Origin of the sequence: Paenibacillus sp. S29 (assembly GCF_049319765.1) — a bacterium.
GTDB classification, from domain to species: Bacteria; Bacillota; Bacilli; order Paenibacillales; family Paenibacillaceae; genus Paenibacillus; species Paenibacillus polymyxa_B.
Genome location: NZ_JBMOUI010000006.1, coordinates 92875 through 117693 on the forward strand (window position 1 = coordinate 92875; position 24819 = coordinate 117693).

Genomic DNA, 24819 nt, shown 5'->3' on the forward strand with positions numbered 1-24819 from the left:
ATTGTGTACCTCCTTTTGAATCGGATATGCCTTACTATGCACCAAAATTGCTGTAACCATGCGCAAGCAGAAGTAAATCGCAGTCTTCATTTGCACCTCATACAATCACTTGTACGAAGCATACTAAGTGAAAAATCATATGCTCATATCCCGGGGTGACCGGAATCGAAGGTGCAAAATGCGGATTTAAGAAAAGGGGGACTGGCGGTATGCATACGGTCTGGAAAGGCGCAATCAGCTTCGGGCTGGTTCATGTGCCCGTTAAAATGTTTTCAGCGACGGAGGATAAGGACATTTCCATGCGTTATATTCACAAGGAGTGTGGAAGCCCACTTAGCTATGTACGAAAGTGTCCCGTTTGTGATAAAGAGGTTGAGTGGGAGGAAATTGGAAAAGGCTACGAATATGAAAAAGGAAAATTTGTCATGTTCGACAAGGAGGAACTGGAGCAAGTTAGCGGACAAGCGGATAAAAATATTGTCATTTTGGATTTTGTGGATTTGCAGGAAATTGATCCGATTTACTTTCAGAAAACCTATTATTTGTCCCCGGATCAAGCTGGCTCCAATGCGTATAAGCTGCTCATGAATGCGATGAAGGATACCGGGAAAATCGGGATTGCCCAAATCTCCATCCGCTCTAAAAGCAGCCTGGCGGCTATTCGGGTGTTGGATGAATGCTTGGCGGTGGAGACGATGTTTTACCCAGATGAAATTCGCCCCATTGCTCAAGTTCCTAACTTACCGGGGCAGGAGGAGGTTAAAGAGAAGGAGCTAACTATGGCAAAAATGCTGATCGAGCAGCTATCTACACCTTTTGATGCAGCGAAGTATACGGATCAGTACCGCGAGCGTCTGCTGGATCTCATTCAGCATAAAGTGGCTGGTGAAGAGGTGCGAATCGCCCCAACACAACCTCAGACCAACGTAGTAGATTTAATGGCCGCCCTTCAGGCCAGCATCGAGGCAGTGCAACCTGTCGTTACCGATCCCGGCCCTGCTGCGAAAAAACGTCCTGCGCGTAAACCAGCAGCCCCAACAGCACAGCAGGCTGTTGCAGGCGAGAACATCTCTCCGACTCCAGTCAAAAAGAAAAGAAGCACTGCCAAACGTAAAGAAACTTAAGCTGAGTTACAGAAAAGTCTGGCTAAGGGGTGGCGGTGAGACTGCTTTGATACGATAGTAGCTGACTGAACGCCCCCCGCTCCTCTTGTTCCAGTTGGCGGTAGTTCCCCTGCTGTATGACCTCGCCTTGATCCAGTACGACAATTTGATCTGCATGTCTGATGGTTGACAGGCGGTGAGCGATGACGATCAACGTCATTTGACCTTTCATCCGTTCCAGTGCTGCCTGAATTGCAGCTTCATGCTCACCATCCAGCGCACTTGTCGCTTCATCTAGTATAAGTACCGGAGGATGATGCAAGACAGCCCGTGCTAATACTAGCCGTTGACGTTCTCCTCCAGACAGACGAATCCCGCGATCTCCAATGACCGTGTCCAGCCCTTCGGGCAGTCTGGATACAAAGCTGTCTGCGGCTGCAAAATGTAACGCCTCCCATAGTTGCTGCTCACTAGCATCCTTATCTGCCAGCATCAAATTTTCGCGGACAGTCGCATGAAATAAAAATGGGTCTTGTGACACGTAGCCAAACGACTGCCGCCACTGGGGCAACAATTCGTCGTCCAGAACAAGCCCGTCTATTGTAATCTGCCCCCCAGTTGGACGTAAAAAACCCATCAGGACATCGACCATTGTACTTTTACCTGCTCCCGATTTCCCTACTATGGCTGTCATTCCCCGCGCGGGTATGAACAAATTGATACGATGCAGCGCAGGCTCTGCTGCACCATCGTAGCGATAACCCAGATGGCTGCATTCAATTCCATGACGAAGGGACAGGGGTTGCCGTACAGCTGCAGATGATAGATTGAATACCGATGGATCGGAGAAAGCTTCGCACTCCTGTTGCACCTTGGTGACACTTTCAAAAGCGGAAATCATAGACATGATGTATTCCAGACTCGCTTGAATAAGGGCAAATCGGGGCCATAAGCGGGAAAATATAAGAATCAGCACAATCAGTTTTTCAGATGTAACATGCAGCCACTGCAACGATATAAATATGACACAAGCGACAAAAACAGCTGCCGCTGTACGATGAAAAAACTGTGTGGTCGCATTTTGCCGGACAAATTGGGTCGTATTATCCTCCATTCGTTGTGTCAGGGAGCGAAACCAATGGATATTCGCCGCTTCCAACAGATTGCTTTTAATATCTTTCATGCCGTTCATGTGATCCGTAATTCCAGCAAAATAAACCTGCGATAGCTCAGTCGTACGATCACCTAATTGTTTGGCATTTCGAATGGAGCGGCGGAACACGACAAACAGCCCCAATCCACTCAGAAATACCAGTCCGGTTAAAGAGGGGGATAACCAAAAAGCCAGCGCAATCTGGATCAGCGTAAACATGACGGCTGTAGTCAGTTGAAGAAGCAAATTCGTTCCCTGACTGACACGCGCCAGCTCAGTCGTCATCACATGGCTAAAATCAGATTTACGCTGACGCAAATAAAAAGCCCACTGCGCCTTCATAAAGGAAGTGTACACGTCTACTCGCAGAGAACGCATAAAACGCTGCTGAATCCGCGAATTCAGGATGGATTGGTAACGCTGAAGCAAAGCCTGCCCTGTAAGCAGCACTACAAAAACCATCAACATCCCCGGCAACAGCCAGCTTTTAGGAATGAACGCCAAAAAATGATCCAATCCATCAGACAGAAATGGCATCCCTGAATGACCGACAAATACGCCGATGGCCGCCAGCATAGGAACAAGCATATAAATGCCAAAACCCTCCAGCAGGCTAACAATGATCATACATCCAATATTGAGAAATAACGCACCGCCGTTCACGCTATACAGCTTTGTCATATATAATCGCAGGTGAACCATAATGCACACTCCTTATCGAGTCAGTGCTTTGAAAATCGCCGCTTCAGCCAAAGAAATGGACGTAAAGGGATATACAAAAAATGCAGCTGGCGAGGCAGTGGAAAAACGGCCGAATCCCCCGTAGAAGGAAACAAACGGCTGATGAGGTAACTTAGTCTGTGTCTTGGCTCTTTTAAGGAAAGCAAGTAAGTGCGGCTGACCGGCTGATGGGCAGCCGCCGTGTTTCTGGTCATGACTTGGCTGGAGGCGGCAGCTGGAGTAATGGGGGCACAACTGGTAGCGGTGCTCATCGGGCTATAGTCGTCGTTACTGGCATCTTCTGTGATGCTAGCAACGCCACCGGTGGCAAGCATGGCTGCTTCGCCACAGGTACTACACAATGAAGGACCGCCATCCAGAGGGGCGGCCTCCGCTTGCTCCGCCAAAGCTCTGCTGCGCAGCAGCTCTGATGGAGCAAGCCTACCTGTACCCGACCCGTGGGCAATCGGGTATGGTGCGGGAACGCTGGCCTGCATGAAGGCCAGCGCGCTCAGCGCGAGCCTGTGCGCCTGCCGGGTAGCCGATACCGGACGCATCGGCTCTGGTATCGGCGTACCCAACAGCGCAGCGGCGAGCGCCCAGGCCTGCCCGCCAGCAGGCAGGCCCCCGTAGCGGCGCATCATCGGCAGTAGCGCCTCCCAATCGACAGCACATGCCGCAAGCCTGTCGATGTCAACCAGCCAGCGCAGCCTGAACCAGCCGTGACGCGCACCATGCGCACTCAAGTACAGAAATTGATGCTCGCTGCCAAGCGTATACATACAGGACGTCATGGCAATCCTGTTGTCGGCAGGTGCCAACGATACCATCCGACTGGCTCCTGTAGCTTTACCCATTTGCCGACAGCTCCACAGCTCGTCAAAAGAGGGTTCCCCACCCCCATCCGGGTGAAGACGCCAATGCAACTCTATCTCTACCCGTTTTTGCGGATGGAGGTAGGATGCATGATGGTCCTTCCATTTCCAACTGCCAAGGACACGCACTTCTCCGCTCTTGGACGCATATCCGGCTTCCTTCATCCAATGCTCAGCCTCATCCATATCGTCAGGGGCAATGAGTAAATCGATGTCCTTGGAGGTACGCAGAGAAACATCCCCGTACAATTGCTGTGCCAGAGCAGGACCCTTCAGCATAAGCACACGGATTCCATGAGTTATGAGCAGCCTGGTCAGACGCCCGGCTTCTGCTTGAAGATGAAGCATGCGAAGCGTGTTTCGATGATATTGCGCCTGAAGGTTTCGCAACAATTCTGCGGGAATGAACGGATGATTCAATGCTTTCAGTTGGAGATACACCGTAGGTACCACTCGATGGTGCTCGATCAGACGTAAAAAGCGGACCCAATCCATCTCACGCAGCTGGGTAGCAGCAGTCTTATCCTGCCAATGAGAAAAGTCTTTCCCTAATAGAGAGAGTAACAACGTTAATTCCTGATCCTCATTCCAATTCGCAAGTTCCAAAACAGACTTGGTGGGCATGCATTCTTCTCCTTCGATTCTTTGGACTTCTTTTGTCTCATCGCATTAAAGCAAAGAACTACCTTTATCCCCCATTTTTGTATTTGTATCCGTCACAGCACGTCTTCCGAATATCCCCACCACCGTAAATGCTTCCATCTCCCGTTTCCCCGTAACATAAATCGGTCCGCTACGTACCCATGCATGTGCGGCCAAACGTCCAGCGGCATTTTTAGCTGTGCCCAGATACAGCGTGCAGTCCAGTTTTCTACGTCCCAGCAACGTCATCGCCGCTGCGGCTTGTACAAGACAACTACTGCGCCAAGGAGTATAACGACTTGCCAGCTCCACAGCGTGCGAGATCTGCTGAATGGACTTCTCCTGCCTGACATCACACTGCCATGGAGTTTCTTCCGTACATATACCCCAAACCCTTGAGTAATCCCCAAAAGAACGACGCTGGCGCAGCCTCGCCCATCCCAGCTCCAGCCAAGCTTCCGGCAACAATCTCCTGACCTCTGGAGACAGGAGAAGAAGCCGTTGTATCCGCATATTATACCGACTCCCGTAGAAGCTTTAACAGTCCTTCCCGCTCCAACTCAGCCACAAAGGTATGTACCTGCTGTCTGCACTGTTCCTCGTCCACCTCATATTCGTTGGTCAGGACAGTTACGATATCGCCAAGTGAAGGACCGGATTCTGCCAGTTCCCAGATTCGTCCTCCTGTGAAGCCTAAGTTGTAATATTTACCAGTGTTAATACTCATCATCACTTTTTCCCCGTCCATATCACTGACGTAGACCTCTTCACCGTAAATGACGCGATACTGATCTTTAGCTGGATTAGTGGCTCCCATAACTCTTTTCCTCCTTACGAATGATATCAAGTACCCGTTGTACAACCTCGGACGCAGTAAAGACGGAACTATCCCTCAGCAGCCGCCAGCCCTCTACTTTACGAGCCATCCTAGCCGCTGTATCAAACGACCATTCACTCAAACCCATTCGCGGAATAATCACCCTACGATATGTATGTTGTAGTAATGTATGCAAGCACTCCAGAACGTTCAAGGGCTGTTCCGTAACTGCCACTAACTCCCCTTCGCGCATCAACGCACGGATTGGTGAATCTGCCACTAGCTCAAATACGCCTCCTAAGGGCAGCGGATCGTTAAAAAATTCATCTACGGCGGGTACGGCATATTTATTCAGCTCATCTGCAAGCATACGAAAATCTCTGTATTGTGGCATTACAGAATTGCCATCCGTTAGGGACCGTATGTGATTTATTGTGCGTGCATGCTTGTTCTCCCGTAAAGCCTCCAGTTGGAGCAAGCTATCCAACCCCAGCTTTTGCTGCGGATAAGCTGGATACACGATGGCTGAGGAAGCCGTAGCTTCTACAGCAATCACGTCATCACTAACCATCTGATAACCTGCCTGCCTAAAAGTAGCCGCCAGTGTCGACTTCCCCGTACCCGATTCACCCACAAATGCGTAGGCCCTCCCCCCAATGACGACCGCACTTCCGTGAATAGGTAATATTCGTCTTTGCATCAGCAGAACACCCATGCATGTACCCAGCACAAATAGCCGCACGGTGTCAGGATCGGCCCCGGAGAATATGCTTACCTCGATTTCCTTGCCTTCCCTGACGGCATAAATGGCCGTGCCTGGTATTTGGAACATAAATCGTTCATCCAGCATCACAAAATTGGCCTGTTCCAGCTGACCACTCCATGTAGTCAAATCAGCCTGTCGAATGACTACATCCTCTACTGCTTCCGGTGCTGCCAGGAGTAGCTCAGGCAGATTCAGTTCACTGGCAATCCTGAGTCCAAAGGCTGTATATTTCGTCCAACTAACATTTGCACTCCTGTCATGCACGGTAGGACTCACTCCTCTGTCCTTAAAAATCCCGTCTTTATTTCTTGGGCAAAACTTCTAACCCGAAAGAAATAAAGACGGCTCTGTATTGAATACGAGTCCAATGGATTATGCTATTTTCGTTCATTCAATCGTTATCGGCCGAGCTGTCTGGCTTCCAGTCCAACACCGGCTGCATGTATAACCATCTATTAGCTTGGATTATAAATATCGGCATCGTGGTCGGACACCCAATCAATCTGTCTCCAGCCTTTCCCCGCCATGGTCTGACTAATATCCAACACCTCTATCGTCGGTTCCTGCCATTCTTTTTTACTCATTTCATCACCTCCCCTCCAACGAATGACGAACTGTCCGCCCAGATCAATCTGAATCAGTTCAATCCACAGAGAAAACGGTACACGATCAGGCTATGCATTAGTAGTCGTATATTTGGATCAGACGCCTGTTCAGGGCGGGGGTGGCGAAGTTTCGCCATAGCCGTCTTTATTAACTCAATATTGAGATATTCAGCCGCTCGTAAATCATGACACATCAGTTGAAGCTCCCCCATAAACGTATCCCAGCAAGGAAGCATACGATGTAGCCAATCGGCAGGCTGCACGCCGCGTACCCGCTGGTTCAACCGAACATCATCAGGTAGATGATCACGCATGGCTTTACGAATGAGGGCACGGTCCCGACCGTTTTGCACATACTGCTCAAAAGGCACCGATAAGCAAAAACGAATTACCCTGCTGTCCCCGGTCGGATCACGTTCCCATAGGCCATAACGTAGTGAAAGTTTGGTCGCGACCACACCATTTTTGTTGGCAATCGCCAAATTTGAGAACTTCTCTTTTCTCGTCTGATCGGCATTTTTTATCCAACCTGTTCCGCTCAATACAGGAATATCTTCTACATGCATCCGTTTGGCAAACTCCGGGTGAATCAGGGAAGGAACGGGACTTCGATTGCTACGCCGCAACCATGAATGAGATTCAAGTGAAGTCGCTTTTTTCAACATTACGGGGAGTAGATGTGACATGCGCCTGCCCGTAAGCTTACTGTACCGCCACAATCCCTGAAAGGATTGCAACCAGTGCAAACGACGAAACTGCCGGGCATAATAGTCTAGTGCAGGGCCCCACGATACGGTAAAGTTGCCTCGTGCCCCGGTCAACAGTACACCGACATTGTGCTCCTGTGCTTTTTCGTAAAAACCTCTGATCCAGAAGGAGTTTTCAAAATATTTATAGGGTGCTTCCATGAGTTCCAGCCAAATATCAATTTCTGAAAACGGACTTTTTCCCTCAAAATCCATATAACTCTCGTGAATGTTGCCCACATAGCGAGCCGTAGACTGAATATAGCTTCGTTCGTTCGCCAGCAATGTAGGCGGTGTCCAGTCTGTAAAATCTTGAACAGGCACATAGCTGTAGGCATGCAGCGGCTTCTGTTGCAAGTGCAGCGATGGCGCGGCAAAGCTGGCAACCGCTCCAGAGTCCAGCCCTCCGCTTAAGGCAGCCCCTACAGCGCGATGCGTCCGTAGTCGGGCAGTGACCGCTTGTGTGAACACCTCGCGGAAAGCTTCTATGTACTCGCCCCCTGTTTTGAGCCGCAGTGGCTCTACCTCATCCAGACATGCATATTTATGAAGGGTTCGCTTTCCCTCCTCCATAGTGAACCAATGTGCAGGAGGAAGCTGGTTGATATGCTTGTATGCGGTCGTTCCGATATCGACGGATTCCTGCATGGCGCGGATGGACAAAAATTCGGCCAGCCATGGCTCATACAATTCTTTTCGCAGAGAGGACAGGGCCAAAAGCGGAGCGACTACCGTGCTAAACGCGAATCCTCGGTCATGCTGGTAGATGTACAACGTACGATTGCCTGTCATATCTCGAGCACCATATAATCGATGTTCCTTGGCATCCCAAATAACAAAGGCAAAATCACCTATCAGATAACCGGCTGCATCCACTCCCCATTTGTCATATGCCAGCAAAATCAGCTCGCTGTCCGTGATATCTTGTCGCCGTTCCTGCTCAACTCCCAGCCGTTCAAACAACTCGGAACGATTGTCAATAATTGCATCCGCTGTGATTGCCAAATCTCTTAGCTCATCATGGAAGGGAAGACGCTCATGAACAGATTCCGGGGTCACATGCTGGGCATGACAACCCAAAAAAATAGAGCCTTCACACCAAGCGCATACGCGGTCAGCGGGATATTTTCGCAAGGCTTGCATCATTTTCCCGCCTTCTTCGGTGCATACGGACTCATGCCCAAAGCTATAGATTCCGGCAATCGCACTCACGTTCTTCCCCCTTTTTCTTTTCCTATACTTGATAACACTACAGACGCCAAGCGCCCGAGCTTACGGGCAAAGAGGCTGCGATATCGGAGACCTTGATTTGGGCGTTGATAGCTTTGGAGCTGAGCGATAAGACGGTTCCGCTCCTCATAGCTATGTGCCAACCTGTTTTCCAGGGATTGAATCCGCCGATCGTTCACGATCTGGTCCACATGCATCCTTGCCGGATCTTGAGATGCAGCATGACGGGTTGCATTTATCACGAGTTCTCTGTTATCTGCATCCTGTTCTTGCAGCATCCGATAAGCTGCCTTCCATTCAAAGCCGCTTTGCTGGAGGAATTGTTGTGTACGTCGACTCAGCAACTCTATATCCGGCTCATCCTCAAAGCGGACTCCAGTCATCTGCTCAGCCTGCTCCAGCTCTTCCGCGTAACCAAGCTGCTTAAACATGCGGGACCCAATGCTTCTGCAATACAGCTCAATTTCCGTTTTACTCAACAAGTGTTGCCAGCTATGTACCGAATCTTGATGCGCCTGCTCATGCTCTCCTACGAAGGGATCACCCGCTCCCATACTATAAAAAAGACTGGATTTGGGCGTATCCACAAAGTCCCCGTACTTTTCCATCCCCAGCTCATACTTGATTCCCAGAAAACCGCACAGCTTCTCGATCTCCATCGTTGGATTGGATACGAGTTGTTCATACCTAAGCGGGTATGCAAGTGGATGAGGTGTAGCAAAATAATGAGCATAACGGAATAAACCAACCGTAATATCCGTCATTTTCATATTAAAATGCGGACCCCCCAGTTCCTCCAGCAGTTGAAAACGTCCATGCCGTAGCTGATTAACCTTTTTGAATGAGGCCACAATGGCCAAAGGATTCCGGATAAGCCACAGCCTGCGGGCAGCAGGGAATAAACGGTCTATAAATTCTAAAACCGTATAGTAACGCGGGGATTTGTCGATAAGCATATCTGCTGTTGTTCCTTGAAGCAGACCATTATATATTTCAAGTGCATACGAACGGGAGGCCTGCTCCAATACATCGGGGGGGACCATACCTTCAAAAAATTGCCGAAGTATCCCTGTTCCTCCATATGGCCGTGCATGTGACTGAGGAAGATCATATAAACTGAGCAGAAACCACATTTCCTGCGTGGCAAACAGGCGGGAATGGTTTTGCAAAATGGCGGTAAGCAGCGAGCTTCCACTCCGAGGGACACTTAACAGGAATACCAGCCCTCCGCCTTGCTTTTCAATCAAGCAAACTCCTCCTCTACCTCTGCTCAAGTCCCTTTAATAGATACATATCGTATTTTTTATTATAAATTTATGATACATAGTGTATCTTGTCAATCCCTTTGATGGATAAATTCAGCACTTCACGTTCATGTTAAACCATATGTAGATCTATGAGCTCAACAATCAGCCTATAAATAAAGATTTTGCTGCATATTAGCCAAAGGAGGATAGCACTATGGGACAAGCTGTTAAAGGTACAATTACCATTGAAGGTCAGGAAATTCCTATCACAAACCCAGATAAACCGCTGTGGCCTGAAGCAGGCGTGACTAAGGCGCTATATCTTCGCAAGCTCGCGGTATTGGCTCCCTTCCTGCTCAAATATTGCCATCATCGTCTGCTGACCGTCATCCGCTGGCCACATGGGATTCATGGTGATTTTTTTTACCAAAAAAATGCCCCACGTCCTCGGCCAGACTATATTGAAACCGCTCTGCATGATGGTATTGAATATATTGTGCTCGGCAAATTGCCACAACTTCTCTGGCTTGGTAATCAAGCTGCGTTGGAATTCCATCCCTCTCTGCATGAAACGGGAAGCAAGCTGCCCTGTGAATGGATGATAGACCTTGATCCATCCAGAGAGGTGGAGCCACGTATTATGGAGGCCGCCTCTATTGTCGGTGAAGTACTGGCTTCGCTTGGTTTGGATTCCGTCCCCAAAACATCCGGGGCTACAGGTGTACAAATTATCGTTCCGATCCGTACAGGCATAACCTTCGATGAACTTCGCAGCATTGGGCTATTAGTCGGGCAGTTTGTGACAGAAAAGCACCCGCATCTGTTCACACTCGAACGGTTAAAGAAGGATCGTGGAACAGCCATCTATTTTGATTACTTGCAGCATTATCAGGGGAAAACTCTGGCCGCTCCTTATACCCCGCGGGCACGCCCCGGTGCTACGGTCTCTACTCCGCTAACCTGGGAAGAGGTACGGCAAGATGTCTCACCACTTGACTACCATTTGCTGAATATTGAGGAACGACTAAACCAGGTAGGCGACTTAATCGACAAGGTTCCTCCCCAGCCCGTAGAAGACGTCCTCAAGCATATGCGCACCAAGGCACACCGAACCTGATCCATGCTTGGAAGAACAAAAAAGGGGACGAACCCCGCAGCCATTAGGCTGAGAAATTGTCCCCTTGCGCTAGTGTATTCCTTTTTTCTTAAAGCGTCCGCCCTTCACATCGTGAATGTTACCGATCGCAACGAAAGCGTGCGGGTCCCAATCTTCAACGATGCTCTTCAGCTTCGCTTCCTCCAGTCGGGTAATGACAACGAAAATCACTTTCTTGCTTTCGCCCGTAAAGCCGCCTTCACCTTCCAGATAAGTGACGCCCCGTCCAAGACGGTCTGTCAGGGCATCCCCGATATCACGGTATTTTTCACTAATAATCCAGACCGATTTGGACTGATCCAGACCCTCAATTGTAATATCAATCATTTTCATGGCGATATAATAAGCAATCATGGAATACAGGGCATTCGGCCAACCGAACACAAAACCTGCACTTCCCAGAATGAAGATATTAACGAACAGTACGATCTCACCGACCGAAAAAGGAGTTTTTTCACTGACGAGAATAGCTACGATCTCTGTCCCATCCAGCGAGCCGCCGGACCGAATTACAAGACCCACCCCAACACCGAGAATGACGCCCCCAAAAATAGCGCCGAGCAGCGGTTCGCCAGGAGTCAATGCACTTACATTGTGAAGTAACGCGGTACCGATGGACATCACAATAATGCCGAATAATGTGGATAAAGCGAAGGTTTTACCGATTTGTTTATAGCCGATAAGTAAAAATGGAAGGTTCAACAGGGTCAGGAAAATGCCGAGTGGATAGCCAGTAATCTTGGAGGCCATGATGGAAATACCTGTAACGCCTCCGTCAATAACGCCGTTAGGAACCAGAAATATTTCGAGGCCCACTGCCATAAGCGCCGCACCGAAAATAATCATGGCCGCACGCTGAAACAGGCGTTTTGCTTTGTTCTTCGGATTAGCTGGAATTTTGCTGATCTTGGTCAACTCTCCGGTCACATCTGTGATCTCAGACAGATTTTGGACTTCCTTGCTCACTACACTCATATATAAATCCCCCCGTTACAGTATGGTATATTGGACCGAAAAAGGGGCTGCTATCCGCAGTCCCCTCTCCTTTACCGCGCTTGTGTTATATGAATAGTATACCATAAAACTGCGATTTTGCGCAAAAAAGTTAGCAAAGAGCACATAAATCACAATAAAGTGGGATTATAGCGATAAAAACGTCGAAAATCGCCTTTAAAGGAGTGGAGAGAGCATGCGAGTTAGAATTTCAGCTGTTTTCTGAGATCGAGGCCGTCTGCGGAACACGTTCAAATCAATGCGTGAGGAGTTGGAAATGTCCTCTGCAAAATCTGCCGAAAGCCGTTCCAGCGCTGAATTAGCAAAAACTACAGCGGTCAACTCAAAATTATAGAAAAAGCTGCGCATATCCATATTAGCGGTCCCGACCGAGCCGAGTAAATCATCGACAATCACCACTTTGGCGTGAATAAATCCTTTTCGATATTGGTAGAACTCCACCCCTGTCTCCAACAGTTCTTGCACATAGGATAAAGACGCCAGATGAACCAGCTTCGAATCTGATTGGTAGGGAATAATGATTTTCACATCTACGCCACTGACTGCTGCCAGCTTGAGCGCCTCATGAATCCCCGGATCAGGAATAAAATACGGCGTCGTAATCCAAATCCGCTTTTTGGCAACCGTGAGCGCACCAAAACACATTTCCTGAATCGTATCCCATACCTGATCGGGACCGCTGCTCAAAATCTGTACTTCCTCATCCCCGGTGCAGGTATGTGGAGGAAATAAATTCACATCCATCAATCTCTCCCCTGAAGCCAGCTTCCAGTCGCTAAGAAATGCATTTTGGAGAAAATAGACGCTATCTCCTTCAATCTGCAAATGCGTATCCCTCCAAAATCCCACTTTGGGGTATTTTCCGAGATAATCGTCGCCTATGTTAATCCCACCCACAAATCCAATCATGCCGTCCACCACCACGATTTTCCTGTGATTGCGATAGTTGATCCGGCGATCCAACGTGGCGAAAAACGGAGGTAGAAAATAATGAAATTCCACTCCCGCCTCACTACAGGTACGAATAAAGGAATAAGGCAAATTATAGCTTCCTACACCGTCCACAACGAATCGTACCTTTACTCCCTCACGTGCCTTGCGGATCATGACCTCTTGAAACTTTCTTCCGATTTCATCGGCCCGAAATATGTAAAACTCCACATGGATATGATGTTGGGCTTGTTCCATCGCTGTCAGCATAGCCTCGAAGGTTTCTTCACCGTTCGTCAGCACACGTGTGCGATTACATCCAGTCAACGGGTTTTCCGACATGCGAATTAACTGGTTAAACAGGCGCTCCTGATGCTTGAAATGAGGATTATGCATTTGCTCCACATGTTCAATCACTTTGGATTGCGCCCACAGACGCTCGCGAAATTCACGAAACAGCTGCGATCCCCCTTTTCGGACCATTTTGCGCTTCTGATAATCCTGTGCAACAAAGTAGTACACGACAAAGCCAATGAGCGGGAAGCAAAACAAAATAAAGAGCCAGGCTACCGCTTTGGACGGCTTGCGAAATTCAAAGAGCAGGATCGTCCCGGTCTGAAAAATAAAAACAATTAAAACCAACAGCAACCACAGCATGTCTAAGCCTCCTTATATATCTTAGGATTTTGCAAAATCCTCATCTACGTTTTATACTAAGCTCCAATTTTTTTGACATGTTTGCCTCTTAAGCTGAATAGATAGTAACCAAGCACTATAGGAGCGATGTCCGGAAAGGAGCGATTATGAAAAAAGGAAGCCTAAATCGCCGGATGACCCTGCTTGTTATTCGGGATGCACAGCAACCGCCCAAGCAGCTACAATGCTCTACTGCCGCTGTCATTCTCGTCCCGACTCTTGTGATCGCGTCTATCTCTACACTCGTGATTGGGCTGCAAATCCGTTCTTCCCATATTATCTCCCAAATGGAAACGAATCTTGCTGTCCAGAGTTTGCAGATGGAGGTCACGGTAGCGGACAAGGATGCAGCCATTGGGCGACTACGGCAGGAAGTCATGGAGCTGACGAATCAAGCCACCAATATTCGTGAACGCCTTCAGCGCGTAACAGAGCTGGAACAACAAATGCAGCAATTCATTCGTAAACACGGAAACTCATCTGCCACAAGTAACCATAAAAAGACCATGACGCCGCTCTCCTGGGATGCTTCCGGCCATATTGGAGGTGAACTGATCGCAGTGCATGAAAATACTGCCCTCCTAACTCGCCAGGCAATGGATGATTTTCAGGAGATCGAATCTCTGTTGGACACGGTGGAACGTACGGTTCCCCGCTCTATTCAGCAAGCAAATGCCGTACAGCAGAATCTGGAGCGCAAACAAGCCGCACAGCTACTCCAGACCCGTAGGCTGGCTCTTGCCGAACAAGGGAATCCCTCCGTTTGGCCTGTTGGTTCACGGCGAATGACCTCCAGCTTCGGCTATCGCAGCGACCCTTTTACGGGTAGATCTGCCTTTCATTCAGGCGTGGACATTGCCGGACAAACCGGTGATCCTGTCTATGCAGCAGGAGCAGGCACCGTCTTGGAGGCTGCTTCTAGCGGAGCCCGCGGCAAGTGCATCATCATCCAGCATTCTGACGGACTCCAGAGCTGGTATATGCACCTGAGCGGCATGCAGGTGGCTCCAGGAGATCGTGTCCACAAAGGACAGACCATCGGTCTGTTAGGAAGTACCGGGAGAAGCACGGGACCTCATCTGCATTTTCAGATCGTCAAGCATAACCAACCTGTCGATCCATTACTGTATGTACAATGAGGACTTTTCAAAATCCTTACAATAAAAGATTGGGGGAAAACCATCATGTTCAAGGAATCCAAAAAAAAGCTCTCCGCCCCAGCTATGGATACACTGCTCGCTAATGGCACCAGCTTTGAAGGTACAGTTGAGGCAGAGGCCAATATTCGGATTGACGGTCATTTTCAGGGCGATATCCGCAGCACTCGTACTGTCGTCATTGGAGAATCTGCTGTGGTACGTTCGGACATCATCGCACAAGACGTCATTCTTGCCGGTAAGGTGTTCGGCAGCATTACTACAGAAGGACGACTGACCATTACGCCGACAGGTGAACTGTACGGAAATACGGCGACCGCTGCATTGGTCATATCTGAAGGCGGTGTACTGGACGGCACAAGTCAAATGAACCGAACAAAGGATGTAGAGTTGTCAACTTCTACGGATGAGTCAAACGACGAAACCCAATCTAGTTTCAGCAAAAACAGGGAGGACAGCCAAGCCGATCTGCAATCCGAAGCAGGGTAAAATCAGTATACACTCCATTCATTCCATAATATCCTCCACTCTGCGTTCCAAAAATAATTGGTACACCTTACGTATGACAATTTTTCCGCACATATACAATGGAATCACCAAAATGATGCCCAGAATCCCGAGCAGGTCGCCACCAACCAACAGTAAAATAACGACAGTCAACGGATGAATATCCAGCTGTTTGCCAAAAACTATAGGTGACAGCCAATTATCCTGAATTTGCTGTGCAGCAATCACCACGACCAGCGACCAGAGCGCCATCGAAGGTGATTCGAGAAATCCAATAATAACTACAGGTATAGAAGCAGCCACTGCCCCCACATAGGGAATAAAATTAAGAAAAATCGAAATAACGGCGAGCAGCAAGGCATAAGGCAAACCAATAATTAAAAATCCAAGGAACATCATCACACCCAACGCGACATTGATCAGCACCCGACTCACGATAAAGCTGCTAAGCGCGCTATCGATATCTTCCATGACCTCCAACGCGTCTTTGTGATATTTTTTAGGAAAGAAGTTTAGCATTTTAGGGCCAAACTTGCTTCCTTCCTTCAGCATGTAATAGAGCAATATGGGAAAAGTAGCCAATACGATAAAAAAGTAGGATACGAACGATACTAGCTTTACCGAGTAATCAGACAGTGTCGAAAAAGCTTCGTTCAACGTATCTGACAGTTGTGACAGCGGGTCTTCACCCGGAGGCAGCACTTGTCTCAAGGATTGATTATGCCGCCATTGGCTCAATTGATCAACCAGACTTTTAATGAGCTTCGGCGCATTTTCAAATAAATTGGTTACCTGATCACGCAGCGTAGGCCACACACCCCATGAGAAAACAAACAATAACACTCCAATGACCAAATAAATCAGCAAGATGGAGATAGATCGTTTGATTTTTCTACGTTCCATTACATCTACAATCGGCCTCAATAAATAATAGAGGAAAAAAGATAGCATCAACGGTACAACCAGCAAGCTGACCAACGATACGAGAGGACTGAATATAAAGCTTACTTTGGTACCCAAGTAAATGATGAGTAATAGCATGACAATACCAGTAGTCAGACGAAAAAAACGATTATTTTGCAGCATATCATGCGGCCCCCCTCTGTTCTGTTCTCTCTACCTCTTTAAACGCAAAATGACCCTATTGATTGATTGTTGCTGAAAATAGATTACAATATACCCCTACGCTCAGAATGTGCAGCAAAAATAACATAGATACAGGATAAAATAGCGTAAAATGAATATTTTGCAAATTCCTGAAATAATAAAAAGGACGTCCAAATGCTAGGCATTTGAACGTCCTTTGTGTTACTCTATGGCACTTCCATTTAGGTCGAAACATCCCGTTTTACGAAAACCACCCAGGCAATGGCGATAAAAATCACATAATAGGCGGCCAGCACGGTGAGCGAAAAGGTTAGACTGGAACTTACTGTTCCCGGCGGCATATCTAGATATTTTTTCAGATCCATATGTGTAAATAGTACGTATTTGGTCCATTCATAACGATCTGTGCTGAACAAGCCAATAGAGTTATAGACTGTTTTGGTGAACATCATGAACAACGACAGCCCAATCGCCAAGGCACTGGAACGGAAAACTGCGGATAGCATAAATGCAAAGGCCATCGTCACGAATAAGGCGATATAGCTATACAAGAAGTTCAGCGTTACATAAGATATCGGATCACTGAACAGCGGAACAGAACCCGCTGGTGCATCTTTGGATAACATCAGCCATGAGGACAGCGTAACCATCAAGATCAAAATGATCGTTCCGAGCAAACTGAACAAAATCACGGATATATACTTGGACAACAATATTTTGCTGCGAGTCCAAGGTCGGATGAGTAACAACTTAATCGTTCCCCAAGTAAATTCACCAGCCACCGAATCAGCGGCTACAATGACCGTAAACGTCGTATTGAGGAAAAATGTAAACAACGTCGTCAACGCAATCCCATCCCACACACTGACCTGATCGGAAACCAGGGAAATCAGCATCGGAATCGCAGCCGTGATGACCGCCAGCAGACCCAGCATAATCCATGTGCGCACACGCAGGTAAATTTTCAGATTTTCGTTATGTACCAACTTGAAAAAATCAGCCAATGAACCCGCCTCCCGTCACTTCCAAAAATTGATCTTCCAGCGTACGGGCAATCGGGCGAATCGCATATACTTTAATTCCGTTTGCAGCCAGCAGGCTGTTCATCTCTGCGATCTGTTCCCGCTCCAAGTGAAGCAGCAGTTGATTGCCTTCGACGCGCCCTGCTCCAGCAAGCGCATAAGCTTGCTCGGCATCATTTACCTCAAAAGCAATTTCTGCCGTCTGCACTTCCTCCCCTGTATTCTTCAGCTGCTTGATATCAACCAGCCGTCCGCTCTGAATAATGGCTACACGGTCGCACATCAGCTCCATCTCGGACAACAAATGGCTTGATACGAACACGGTAATTCCTTCCGTACGGGTCAATTGACGCAAATAATCTCGCAGTTCTCGAATACCCTGCGGGTCCAAGCCATTGGTCGGCTCGTCCAGCACGAGCAGCTTCGGTCGATGCAAAATTGCCTGAGCTACCCCAAGTCGCTGCCGCATCCCGAGCGAGTAGGTTTTTACTTTGTCATGAATTCGGTTTCCGAGTCCCACCAAACGAATCGCTTCATCCACGCGCTCTTGGGTCACCCCAGGAGACATTCGCGCAAAATGCTGCAAATTTTGATAGCCTGTCAAAAACTTGTACATCTCCGGGTTCTCAACAATTGCGCCGACATGGGAAACGGCCTTTTCAAAATCGGTATTAATGCTGTCTCCACAAATATGAATATCGCCCTTGCTGATCGAAATCAGGCCAACCATCATACGGATGGTAGTCGTTTTTCCCGCACCATTGGGTCCGAGGAAACCAAATACCTGGCCCGCTGGAACCTCCAGCGTCAGATCATCCACGATCGCTTTTGAGGAAATGATTTTACTCACACCCTCCATACGTATGACGGGAACCTGTCCTGTCGCTTGCTGCATACTATGAAACTCCTTCCATCCGGAGTGAAGCTGTTATCCATTTTACTGTACATTTCCGGTTTTGGAAGTATTGTACCATATTTAACCTTTTAGAAACACCACGCAACCTCTATTCCTTGTCCTTGTATATCCAAAGCACCCGCCATTTCTCATCTTCCTGTGTCACATAACAAGGCTGTACGATATCAAAATTACCGAATCGGGTCTTGTAATGCTGAGTGACCGTAATACGGTAAACCTTCCCTAACTCTTCTCCATTCGGATCGGTACGAATGTCATATTCAGCCTGCGGCTCCCCCAGTTCAAACGTAAACGTATCCGTCCCCATATCCTGCATAAAAACGTGCGCACGCTGCTGTACATACGTAGATTTCTCGAATTTCTTTTTCATTTGCGAATGAAAAAACTCCCATGATCCCCCGAAATTTCCCGATTGCTCCATAGTGTAGAACTCGTTCAGTGCTTCTACCGCTTGATCGCCCTCGCCTGTAGACATCACCCCACGCAGACCCAACCACAGCAGCCATAACAATCCACATATGATGGCAAAATATAATAGCTTACGGACGAACGCCGAAGCCGCTCTCCTTCTAAACAGCACACATTGCCCCTCCCTCTGTTGGACTATACCGAATTCTCTACAGATGTATGTGGGACAAGCCTTGTTTAGAAGTCTTTAGAAGAAAATAACGGGTGACCTCCCAAATAGGGCACCCGTCTACATAAGGCTTACCTAAGGCGATATGGCCGTGGTAAGCATGTGCTTCTCCAGCACTTCATGGAGACGCTGGCGTTCCTGCTCCTCCACAATGTAATAATATACACCGTTAATTTTACGCCCATGTCCCTTCAGTTCAACGGTATCCGTCTGCTTGAGGGACGGACCGATCCGGGTCAGGAAAGTGGTCATATCGTCAAAGGTAATGTCTGTGCGAATCTGCTCCCCCGCTGCTTCCAGTATCGGCTTTACCCTCAACAGACCTTCCTTGCTGATGGACTGGGCCAGAATTTGCTTGAGGAGCTCCCGCTGGCGGGCATTTCTTCCGAGATCCCCACGTGGATCATCGAATCGCATACGAGCGTAGGCCAACGCCTCAGCCCCGTTCAAGTTCAAATTACCCTGCGCAAAATGATGGCCCTCATATTGAAAATCAAGTGGATTATGAACCTCCACTCCCCCCATAAGGTCCACCATTTTCGCAAACCCTTCCATGTTCATCTGCACATAGTAATCTATCGGATGGTTCAAAAAATGCTCAACCGTACGAATCGACATATCCACGCCCCCAAAAGCAAAAGCGTGATTGATTTTGTCCTCACGCCCCTTGCCGATCAACTCTGTTCGCGTATCACGCGGAATGTTGAACATCAACATAGAGCCTTCGGCAGGGTTAACAGACAAGACGATCATCGTATCCGATCGTCCTGGATCGTGAGGCCGCCGATCTACACCCAGCACCAGCACGGTGAACGGCTTGAACTGGGAGATGGCTGCCGGATTGGGTGTACTTGATCCAGTGTTTGTACCTACAGATCGCCCTGCTCCGCCCGTTGCAAAGGTAGAAACCGCCCCAGGCTGCACGATGCTGCGCGGATGATACATCGCATTCGCCGCTGTTTTAAAGGAATGATATACATAAGCGGTGTAGGCAGTAGCCCCTACGAGCAATAACGCCGCAGCCCCCAATGTCACCTTCAGCCATCGTTTCATACGCAGCCTCCCCTTTACGGATTCACTACAGACTGATGACGATCTACATCCAGATTGTTCATCTGTGGCCTGCCGACAGAATAGTATGTAAAGGCGGATTGTCTGATTTGCTCCTCGCTGTACACATTGCGTCCGTCAATCATAATTGGATACTTCATAAGCTCATTCAGTTCACCCAACCCGATATCACCAAATTCTTCCCATTCCGTCAATAGACACAGTGCGTCACATCCCTCTGCCGCTTCTCGTGCGCTATCTGCCCACGTTACTTCCGAGCTGTCCAGCAGTTTGCGGAAGTTAGCCGTCGCGATCGGGTCATATGCACGAATTTGCGCCCCTGCCTCCAGCAGCGACTGCATGATATCCAGCGCCGGGGCATCTCTTACGTCATCTGTATTCGGTTTAAAGGCCAGTCCCCATATACCAATTGTAGCTCCCTCCAGATCACCCAGCGCCTCTTTCAGTTTACGAATCACGTTAAAACGTTGCCCCTGATTCACTTCCACCACAGATTTTAGCAGCTTGAATTCATAGTCCACGTTACCTGCAATTTGGATCAGAGCTTGTGTATCCTTGGGAAAACAGGAACCCCCATAGCCGATACCGGCAGACAAAAAGGAGGAACCGATCCGCTGATCCAGTCCCATACCGTGTGCCACGCGTGTAACGTCTGCGCCCACCTTTTCGCAAATATTTGCAATCTCATTAATAAACGAAATTTTGGTCGCCAAAAAAGCATTCGACGCGTACTTGATCATCTCCGCCGAACGGATATCCGTGGTTACGATATTTGTCGTTAGCGACTCGTGCAGTGTAGTCAGCACAGTGGACACATGCGGATCAGAAGCTCCGATGATAATTCGATCTGGCTGTAGGGTGTCTATGACTGCTGAACCTTCACGTAAAAATTCAGGAACCGAAGCCACACCAAACGGATAGTTTGTGCGGCTCGCAATCCAATTTTGAATACGTTCGTTCGTTCCGACAGGCACCGTGCTTTTGGTGACAATTATTTTGTAGCCATTCATGGCGTCTGCCACCTCGCAGGCGGCTTCTTCAATATAGGACAAGTTCGCTTCTCCGCCTGGCAGCGAAGGCGTGCCGACCGCCAAAATAACAATTTCGGCTGCCTCCACCGAAGCAGCCGTATCTGTTGTAAAGCTTAGTCGGCCTTGTTCTACATTATCTTTAATTAGAGCCTTTAATCCCGGTTCATAAATCGGCACCCCACCTGCACGCAGCTGATGAATTTTATCCTCATTCTGATCTACACAGACGACGGTATTTCCGAGTGCGGCAAAACAGACCCCCGACACTAGCCCGACATACCCTGCACCAATTACACATAACTTCAAAGCAACTCCCCCTTTTACATGCTGTCTTATTGCATCCGCTTTTACCGACTTCACTTCTCTATATCTCTTCCTGCAAGCCGATTATGATAAAGCGTAAGCCGTTTGTTTTGCCGATAAGATTTTAGAAAACGGTATACATACATCGGATTGTTATAGGCATACCTCTTCCATAATCGCTTCGGTTCGCAGATCAGACGATACAGCCACTCCAGCCCCAGCTTTTGTATCGCTAGTGGCGGTCTACGAACCTTTCCAGTGATATAGTCAAAGGCCGCCCCTACTCCAATCATCACGCCATGAATGCGGTCTTTGTTTCGATGCATCCATATTTCCTGCTTCGGGCAGCCTAAGCTGACGAATATGATATGCGCGCCGGACGCATTGATTTCATCAATGATCCGCTCCTCCTCATCTGGATGAAGCTCACGAAATGGTGGTGAAAAGCTGCCCGCGATGCGGATTCCAGGGTAATCCTGTTCTACTCTTTCTTTTAAGCTATCCAGCGTATCCGGCGTACTGCCGTAAAAATATATACTTACCTTCGTCTGTGGCGCACGTTCGCACAACTTGAGCATCAGACTGGGACCATCTACCCGATCCTGACGCTCAAATCCGTACAGCTTGAGCGCCCATACCAACGGCATACCATCGGGAGTACACAAATCGGCTTGAGTGAGCGCTTCGTGGAACTCGGAATGATTCCCGGCTGTGACAATGGAATGCGTGTTGCAAATACAAACATAGCCGTCCTTTCGTTCGACTGCCCATTGTTCCAGCATGTATACCGTCTCCTGAAACGTAAGTGCTGCAATATCTGCTTCCGCAATCCTTCCGACTCTATATTGGGGCAGCTGCTTCATAATCACGCTCCTCCATCGCCTCGCTATATATCGCCATCAGCTGCTTCACATTCACTTCTTCCGTATAGCATGCAGCGTAGTTTTCCGACACCTTCTGTCTCATAGCTGCATAGTTTTCATAGGCTACTGCACAGCGAATCACAGTCTTTATATTTTCCAAATCATCATGTTGAAAATGGAAACCCGTCACCCCGTCCTCCACGACTTCCTCCAGTGCACCTAGCCGGCTGCATAATACCGGAGTTCCAACAGAAAAAGACTCTACAATGGTCATGGGAAATCCTTCATACCAAATGGAAGGCACCATGACATACATGGCCCGGCTCATGCAATCCAGTACCGTGTCTCCATCCTGCTTACCGAGAAACCGAACATCTTCCTGCGGATAAGCAGCGGTCAATTCAGCCTTTTCCGGACCATCCCCAATGATGACCAGTCTCAATCCCCCCCGATCTTCCAACTGTGACCAAGCTTGCAGCAGATTGCGAACCCCTTTTTCAGCAGAAATCCGCCCCACGAACAATAAATAACGATCATTCGGGTCATATTGGGTTTTCACTGTTTTATGATGGACAAAATTTGGCTTTACCGCGATACGATCCAGTGGAATACCGCTTTCGGCAAATTTGTCCCGTGCAAATTCTGTCAGCGCAATATAGCGACTTACCTTGTGCTGCCATGTGCCGATCAGATCGTTGAACTTAATCATCGCCGCTACCGGAATCGTCTGAAGCTGTGAACCTCGATAGCATCCATGACGGATGGAATGCAGTAGCGTGCCGTGCAGACATTTTTCACAAACCTTATTCCCTCGCATAAAGGTTGCCGCCGGACAAATCAGCCTGTAATTATGAAGTGTCTGGACAACCGGAATCCCCAGCCGTTCACAAGCATGATAGACCGAAGGGGATATAACCGGGAAAAAATTATGCACATGTACCACATCTGGCTTCACCTGTAAAAGCAGCTTCTTGATTCTTTTGAATTCCGGCAGGGACCATGCCGCCTCTACCGCCAGCTTTGCCATGTTCGCTAGCCCTCTGCTTTGAATGCTGTCGTTGTGCACATAGTAATGCTCTGTCTCTATTCCTCTGGAACGCAGCATAGCTGATTCTTGCTCGACAACCTTGTCTTCTCCCCCGCTTTGCTGATAAAAGTTATGGATGATCAGCACCTTGCTCACAGGAGGGTTCATCTGTCTGCTGACCTGTTGGCTCACGTGGTTGCCCCTCTTTCCTGCGTTGATTGCATAGCGTGGTTCGAGCTCGTAGGTTTGATCCCTTGATGACTTACTATTTCATCCGCAATGCGATCCCACGACATACGCTCGACCGTAAGAAAGGCCTTCTCCGCCATACTTCGTCTCAGCTCAGCATTATCCAGCAAATCGCCTATTCGACCAGACCATTCCTCTTCTGAAAAGCTTCTCAGCATCACTCCGCTCACTCCGTCCTCAAGCAAGGTAACCGAGCCCCCGTTTACCGAAGAGATAATCGGGACGCGAAACAGCATGCTTTCCAGCAGCACCATACCAAAAATATCGTATTGGGTCGGAAACAGCATCACATCCGCCGCTCCGTAAACCTGCCACAGATGACGTTGCTCCACTCTTGAAAAATGTATAATACTGTCCGTTATTCCCAGTTCATGAGCATATGTCCAATAGCGGTCTGTGTCCGTCTTCCGTCCATCCCCGACCATTAACAAAAGGCAGCTAGGATGCTTTTGGAGTACCCTTTTGAACGTAGTCAGCATAAAACGTATATTTCTCCGTTCCTCCAATACACCAACATACAGTAGCACCGGACGATCACCGATTCTACGCAGCTCATTCGCGACCTCACGGTTTTCCTCACGTTCTCCGCTTATGTCTTCACTGTTGTTACTGGTTTCACTATCGAATGCTCTCTCTACTTTACTGCGATCCAGTCCGACCCCAATCGTAACCACGTTGTCAAAACCTTTATTCTCCAAATAGCGCTTGGCAAGATCGGATTTGACATAGGTACGGCGTAGAGATTTTGCTACCTTCGGCAGCAGCATAATATCGTACAGTTTGCGGATCAGCGCGTGCGTGTTATCTCGGTATGGGCCGTGATACAACGCCAGCTTATCAGGACATTTGCGAGAAAGCAGATAGGTCATGATCTGGTTGTATTCTGTAGTAATGACCAGACCATAGGCATCCAGAAAAGAATCTTTGAGAACATCTCTGTAGATGCTGTTGCTTAAGAACTTAAACCCGTGGAGCCAGATAATACGCAAGGTGCATCCTTCGTGACGGTAGACCTGTTCCAGATGGGTTTCTTTACGATCGTTGTAGTAAACAATATCGCAATCATAGCCTTTTCGAACGAGTGCTTTGCCCAAACCGACTTCCTGTAAATTGTATGAGTCCCCGTTCACTTTGCTGGCAAAATTGCGGAGATACAATATTTTTTGAATCATCATCAGGGCTCCTGCCATTTCATATTGGGTGAGTTATGGAGCACGGAGGGTTCAGAG

Annotated in this window: 23 protein-coding genes; 4 read left to right on the forward strand and 19 right to left on the reverse strand. The window is 48.4% G+C overall.

The window, feature by feature from the left end; all coding sequences use genetic code 11:
• Positions 1 to 209 precede the first annotated feature (209 nt).
• Positions 210 to 1124, forward strand: coding sequence for a Ku protein (locus ACL9RM_RS12355; protein WP_013309197.1), 915 nt, complete (start codon positions 210 to 212; stop codon positions 1122 to 1124).
• 22 nt (positions 1125 to 1146) lie between these two features.
• Here ACL9RM_RS12355 and ACL9RM_RS12360 read toward each other — a convergent pair whose 3' ends face one another.
• From ACL9RM_RS12360 to ACL9RM_RS12395, 8 genes are all read right to left on the reverse strand, one after another.
• Positions 1147 to 2958 (reverse strand): ABC transporter ATP-binding protein, encoded by a 1812-nt coding sequence (locus ACL9RM_RS12360; RefSeq protein WP_250267696.1) that lies wholly within the window; start codon positions 2956 to 2958, stop codon positions 1147 to 1149.
• A 20-nt stretch (positions 2959 to 2978) separates the two neighbouring features.
• Positions 2979 to 4475 carry a nucleotidyltransferase domain-containing protein gene (locus ACL9RM_RS12365; protein WP_250267694.1) on the reverse strand — a complete coding sequence of 499 codons (1497 nt, stop codon included), beginning with the start codon at positions 4473 to 4475 and terminating at the stop codon, positions 2979 to 2981.
• A gap of 45 nt (positions 4476 to 4520) precedes the next feature.
• Positions 4521 to 5006, reverse strand: a complete 486-nt coding sequence (locus ACL9RM_RS12370; protein WP_061830250.1) for a lasso peptide biosynthesis B2 protein — start codon at positions 5004 to 5006, stop codon at positions 4521 to 4523.
• Between the two features lies 1 nt (position 5007).
• Positions 5008 to 5310: a lasso peptide biosynthesis PqqD family chaperone gene (locus ACL9RM_RS12375; protein ID WP_061830251.1), complete on the reverse strand. Its 303-nt coding sequence runs from the start codon at positions 5308 to 5310 to the stop codon at positions 5008 to 5010.
• Positions 5297 to 6340, reverse strand: coding sequence for a dephospho-CoA kinase (locus tag ACL9RM_RS12380; protein ID WP_061830252.1), 1044 nt, complete (start codon positions 6338 to 6340; stop codon positions 5297 to 5299). The genes ACL9RM_RS12375 and ACL9RM_RS12380 overlap by 14 nt, the downstream gene beginning before the upstream one ends.
• 191 nt (positions 6341 to 6531) lie before the next feature.
• Complete coding sequence (locus ACL9RM_RS12385; RefSeq protein ID WP_134902123.1) at positions 6532 to 6660, reverse strand: paeninodin family lasso peptide; 129 nt, start codon at positions 6658 to 6660, stop codon at positions 6532 to 6534.
• Positions 6661 to 6713: 53 nt separating this feature from the next.
• Complete coding sequence (locus ACL9RM_RS12390; protein WP_250267690.1) at positions 6714 to 8639, reverse strand: asparagine synthase-related protein; 1926 nt, start codon at positions 8637 to 8639, stop codon at positions 6714 to 6716.
• Entirely contained in the window at positions 8636 to 9904 is a 1269-nt protein-coding gene (locus ACL9RM_RS12395; RefSeq protein WP_250267688.1) for a sulfotransferase family protein, read from the reverse strand. Before ACL9RM_RS12395 ends, ACL9RM_RS12390 begins: the two co-directional genes overlap by 4 nt.
• A 214-nt stretch (positions 9905 to 10118) precedes the next feature.
• On the opposite strand from ACL9RM_RS12395, the gene ligD reads away from it, so the two are divergent.
• Positions 10119 to 11021, forward strand: coding sequence for a non-homologous end-joining DNA ligase (gene ligD / locus ACL9RM_RS12400; protein ID WP_061830254.1), 903 nt, complete (start codon positions 10119 to 10121; stop codon positions 11019 to 11021).
• Positions 11022 to 11090: 69 nt separating this feature from the next.
• Here the strand turns inward: ligD and ACL9RM_RS12405 are convergent, their stop codons facing one another.
• Both ACL9RM_RS12405 and cls read right to left on the reverse strand, forming a co-directional pair.
• Positions 11091 to 12035, reverse strand: a complete 945-nt coding sequence (locus ACL9RM_RS12405; RefSeq protein WP_013309188.1) for a YitT family protein — start codon at positions 12033 to 12035, stop codon at positions 11091 to 11093.
• A gap of 195 nt (positions 12036 to 12230) precedes the next feature.
• The gene (gene cls / locus ACL9RM_RS12410; protein WP_250267687.1) at positions 12231 to 13661 is read right to left on the reverse strand and encodes a cardiolipin synthase; all 1431 of its coding nucleotides are present in this window, start codon (positions 13659 to 13661) and stop codon (positions 12231 to 12233) included.
• Between the two features lie 146 nt (positions 13662 to 13807).
• Between cls and ACL9RM_RS12415 the strand changes: the two genes are divergently transcribed.
• Positions 13808 to 14839, forward strand: coding sequence for a M23 family metallopeptidase (locus ACL9RM_RS12415; protein ID WP_250267685.1), 1032 nt, complete (start codon positions 13808 to 13810; stop codon positions 14837 to 14839).
• 45 nt (positions 14840 to 14884) lie between these two features.
• Entirely contained in the window at positions 14885 to 15346 is a 462-nt protein-coding gene (locus ACL9RM_RS12420; RefSeq protein WP_061830256.1) for a bactofilin family protein, read from the forward strand.
• 18 nt (positions 15347 to 15364) lie between these two features.
• On the opposite strand, the gene ACL9RM_RS12425 is transcribed toward ACL9RM_RS12420, so the two are convergent.
• The 9 genes from ACL9RM_RS12425 to ACL9RM_RS12465 form a co-directional block, all read right to left on the reverse strand.
• The gene (locus ACL9RM_RS12425; RefSeq protein ID WP_061830257.1) at positions 15365 to 16450 is read right to left on the reverse strand and encodes an AI-2E family transporter; all 1086 of its coding nucleotides are present in this window, start codon (positions 16448 to 16450) and stop codon (positions 15365 to 15367) included.
• 242 nt (positions 16451 to 16692) lie between these two features.
• Positions 16693 to 17475: an ABC transporter permease gene (locus ACL9RM_RS12430; RefSeq protein WP_061830258.1), complete on the reverse strand. Its 783-nt coding sequence runs from the start codon at positions 17473 to 17475 to the stop codon at positions 16693 to 16695.
• Complete coding sequence (locus tag ACL9RM_RS12435; RefSeq protein WP_069291337.1) at positions 17468 to 18388, reverse strand: ABC transporter ATP-binding protein; 921 nt, start codon at positions 18386 to 18388, stop codon at positions 17468 to 17470. Before ACL9RM_RS12435 ends, ACL9RM_RS12430 begins: the two co-directional genes overlap by 8 nt.
• Before the next feature lie 109 nt (positions 18389 to 18497).
• Positions 18498 to 18989: a hypothetical protein gene (locus ACL9RM_RS12440; protein WP_061830260.1), complete on the reverse strand. Its 492-nt coding sequence runs from the start codon at positions 18987 to 18989 to the stop codon at positions 18498 to 18500.
• A gap of 132 nt (positions 18990 to 19121) precedes the next feature.
• Entirely contained in the window at positions 19122 to 20099 is a 978-nt protein-coding gene (locus ACL9RM_RS12445) for an LCP family protein (RefSeq protein WP_414126334.1), read from the reverse strand.
• Between the two features lie 14 nt (positions 20100 to 20113).
• Positions 20114 to 21454: a UDP-glucose dehydrogenase family protein gene (locus ACL9RM_RS12450; protein ID WP_414126335.1), complete on the reverse strand. Its 1341-nt coding sequence runs from the start codon at positions 21452 to 21454 to the stop codon at positions 20114 to 20116.
• Positions 21455 to 21504: 50 nt separating this feature from the next.
• A complete protein-coding gene (locus ACL9RM_RS12455; protein ID WP_414126336.1) occupies positions 21505 to 22314 on the reverse strand; it encodes a WecB/TagA/CpsF family glycosyltransferase in 810 nt (269 codons plus the stop codon).
• Positions 22292 to 23533: a glycosyltransferase family 4 protein gene (locus tag ACL9RM_RS12460; protein ID WP_414126337.1), complete on the reverse strand. Its 1242-nt coding sequence runs from the start codon at positions 23531 to 23533 to the stop codon at positions 22292 to 22294. The genes ACL9RM_RS12455 and ACL9RM_RS12460 overlap by 23 nt, the downstream gene beginning before the upstream one ends.
• Positions 23530 to 24762 (reverse strand): glycosyltransferase family 4 protein, encoded by a 1233-nt coding sequence (locus tag ACL9RM_RS12465; RefSeq protein ID WP_322173290.1) that lies wholly within the window; start codon positions 24760 to 24762, stop codon positions 23530 to 23532. The genes ACL9RM_RS12460 and ACL9RM_RS12465 overlap by 4 nt, the downstream gene beginning before the upstream one ends.
• Between the last annotated feature and the right edge of the window lie 57 nt (positions 24763 to 24819).

Bases quoted from the DNA above. Each gene is read 5' to 3' on its own strand.
- ACL9RM_RS12355 (WP_013309197.1), top strand. From the start codon at position 210: ATGCATACGGTCTGGAAAGGCGCAATCAGCTTCGGGCTGGTTCATGTG.
- ACL9RM_RS12360 (WP_250267696.1), bottom strand. From the start codon at position 2,958: ATGGTTCACCTGCGATTATATATGACAAAGCTGTATAGCGTGAACGGC.
- ACL9RM_RS12365 (WP_250267694.1), bottom strand. From the start codon at position 4,475: ATGCCCACCAAGTCTGTTTTGGAACTTGCGAATTGGAATGAGGATCAG.
- ACL9RM_RS12370 (WP_061830250.1), bottom strand. From the start codon at position 5,006: ATGCGGATACAACGGCTTCTTCTCCTGTCTCCAGAGGTCAGGAGATTG.
- ACL9RM_RS12375 (WP_061830251.1), bottom strand. From the start codon at position 5,310: ATGGGAGCCACTAATCCAGCTAAAGATCAGTATCGCGTCATTTACGGT.
- ACL9RM_RS12385 (WP_134902123.1), bottom strand. From the start codon at position 6,660: ATGAGTAAAAAAGAATGGCAGGAACCGACGATAGAGGTGTTGGATATT.
- ligD (WP_061830254.1), top strand. From the start codon at position 10,119: ATGGGACAAGCTGTTAAAGGTACAATTACCATTGAAGGTCAGGAAATT.
- ACL9RM_RS12405 (WP_013309188.1), bottom strand. From the start codon at position 12,035: ATGAGTGTAGTGAGCAAGGAAGTCCAAAATCTGTCTGAGATCACAGAT.
- cls (WP_250267687.1), bottom strand. From the start codon at position 13,661: ATGCTGTGGTTGCTGTTGGTTTTAATTGTTTTTATTTTTCAGACCGGG.
- ACL9RM_RS12415 (WP_250267685.1), top strand. From the start codon at position 13,808: ATGAAAAAAGGAAGCCTAAATCGCCGGATGACCCTGCTTGTTATTCGG.
- ACL9RM_RS12420 (WP_061830256.1), top strand. From the start codon at position 14,885: ATGTTCAAGGAATCCAAAAAAAAGCTCTCCGCCCCAGCTATGGATACA.
- ACL9RM_RS12425 (WP_061830257.1), bottom strand. From the start codon at position 16,450: ATGCTGCAAAATAATCGTTTTTTTCGTCTGACTACTGGTATTGTCATG.
- ACL9RM_RS12435 (WP_069291337.1), bottom strand. From the start codon at position 18,388: ATGCAGCAAGCGACAGGACAGGTTCCCGTCATACGTATGGAGGGTGTG.
- ACL9RM_RS12445 (WP_414126334.1), bottom strand. From the start codon at position 20,099: ATGAAACGATGGCTGAAGGTGACATTGGGGGCTGCGGCGTTATTGCTC.
- ACL9RM_RS12455 (WP_414126336.1), bottom strand. From the start codon at position 22,314: ATGAAGCAGCTGCCCCAATATAGAGTCGGAAGGATTGCGGAAGCAGAT.
- ACL9RM_RS12465 (WP_322173290.1), bottom strand. From the start codon at position 24,762: ATGATTCAAAAAATATTGTATCTCCGCAATTTTGCCAGCAAAGTGAAC.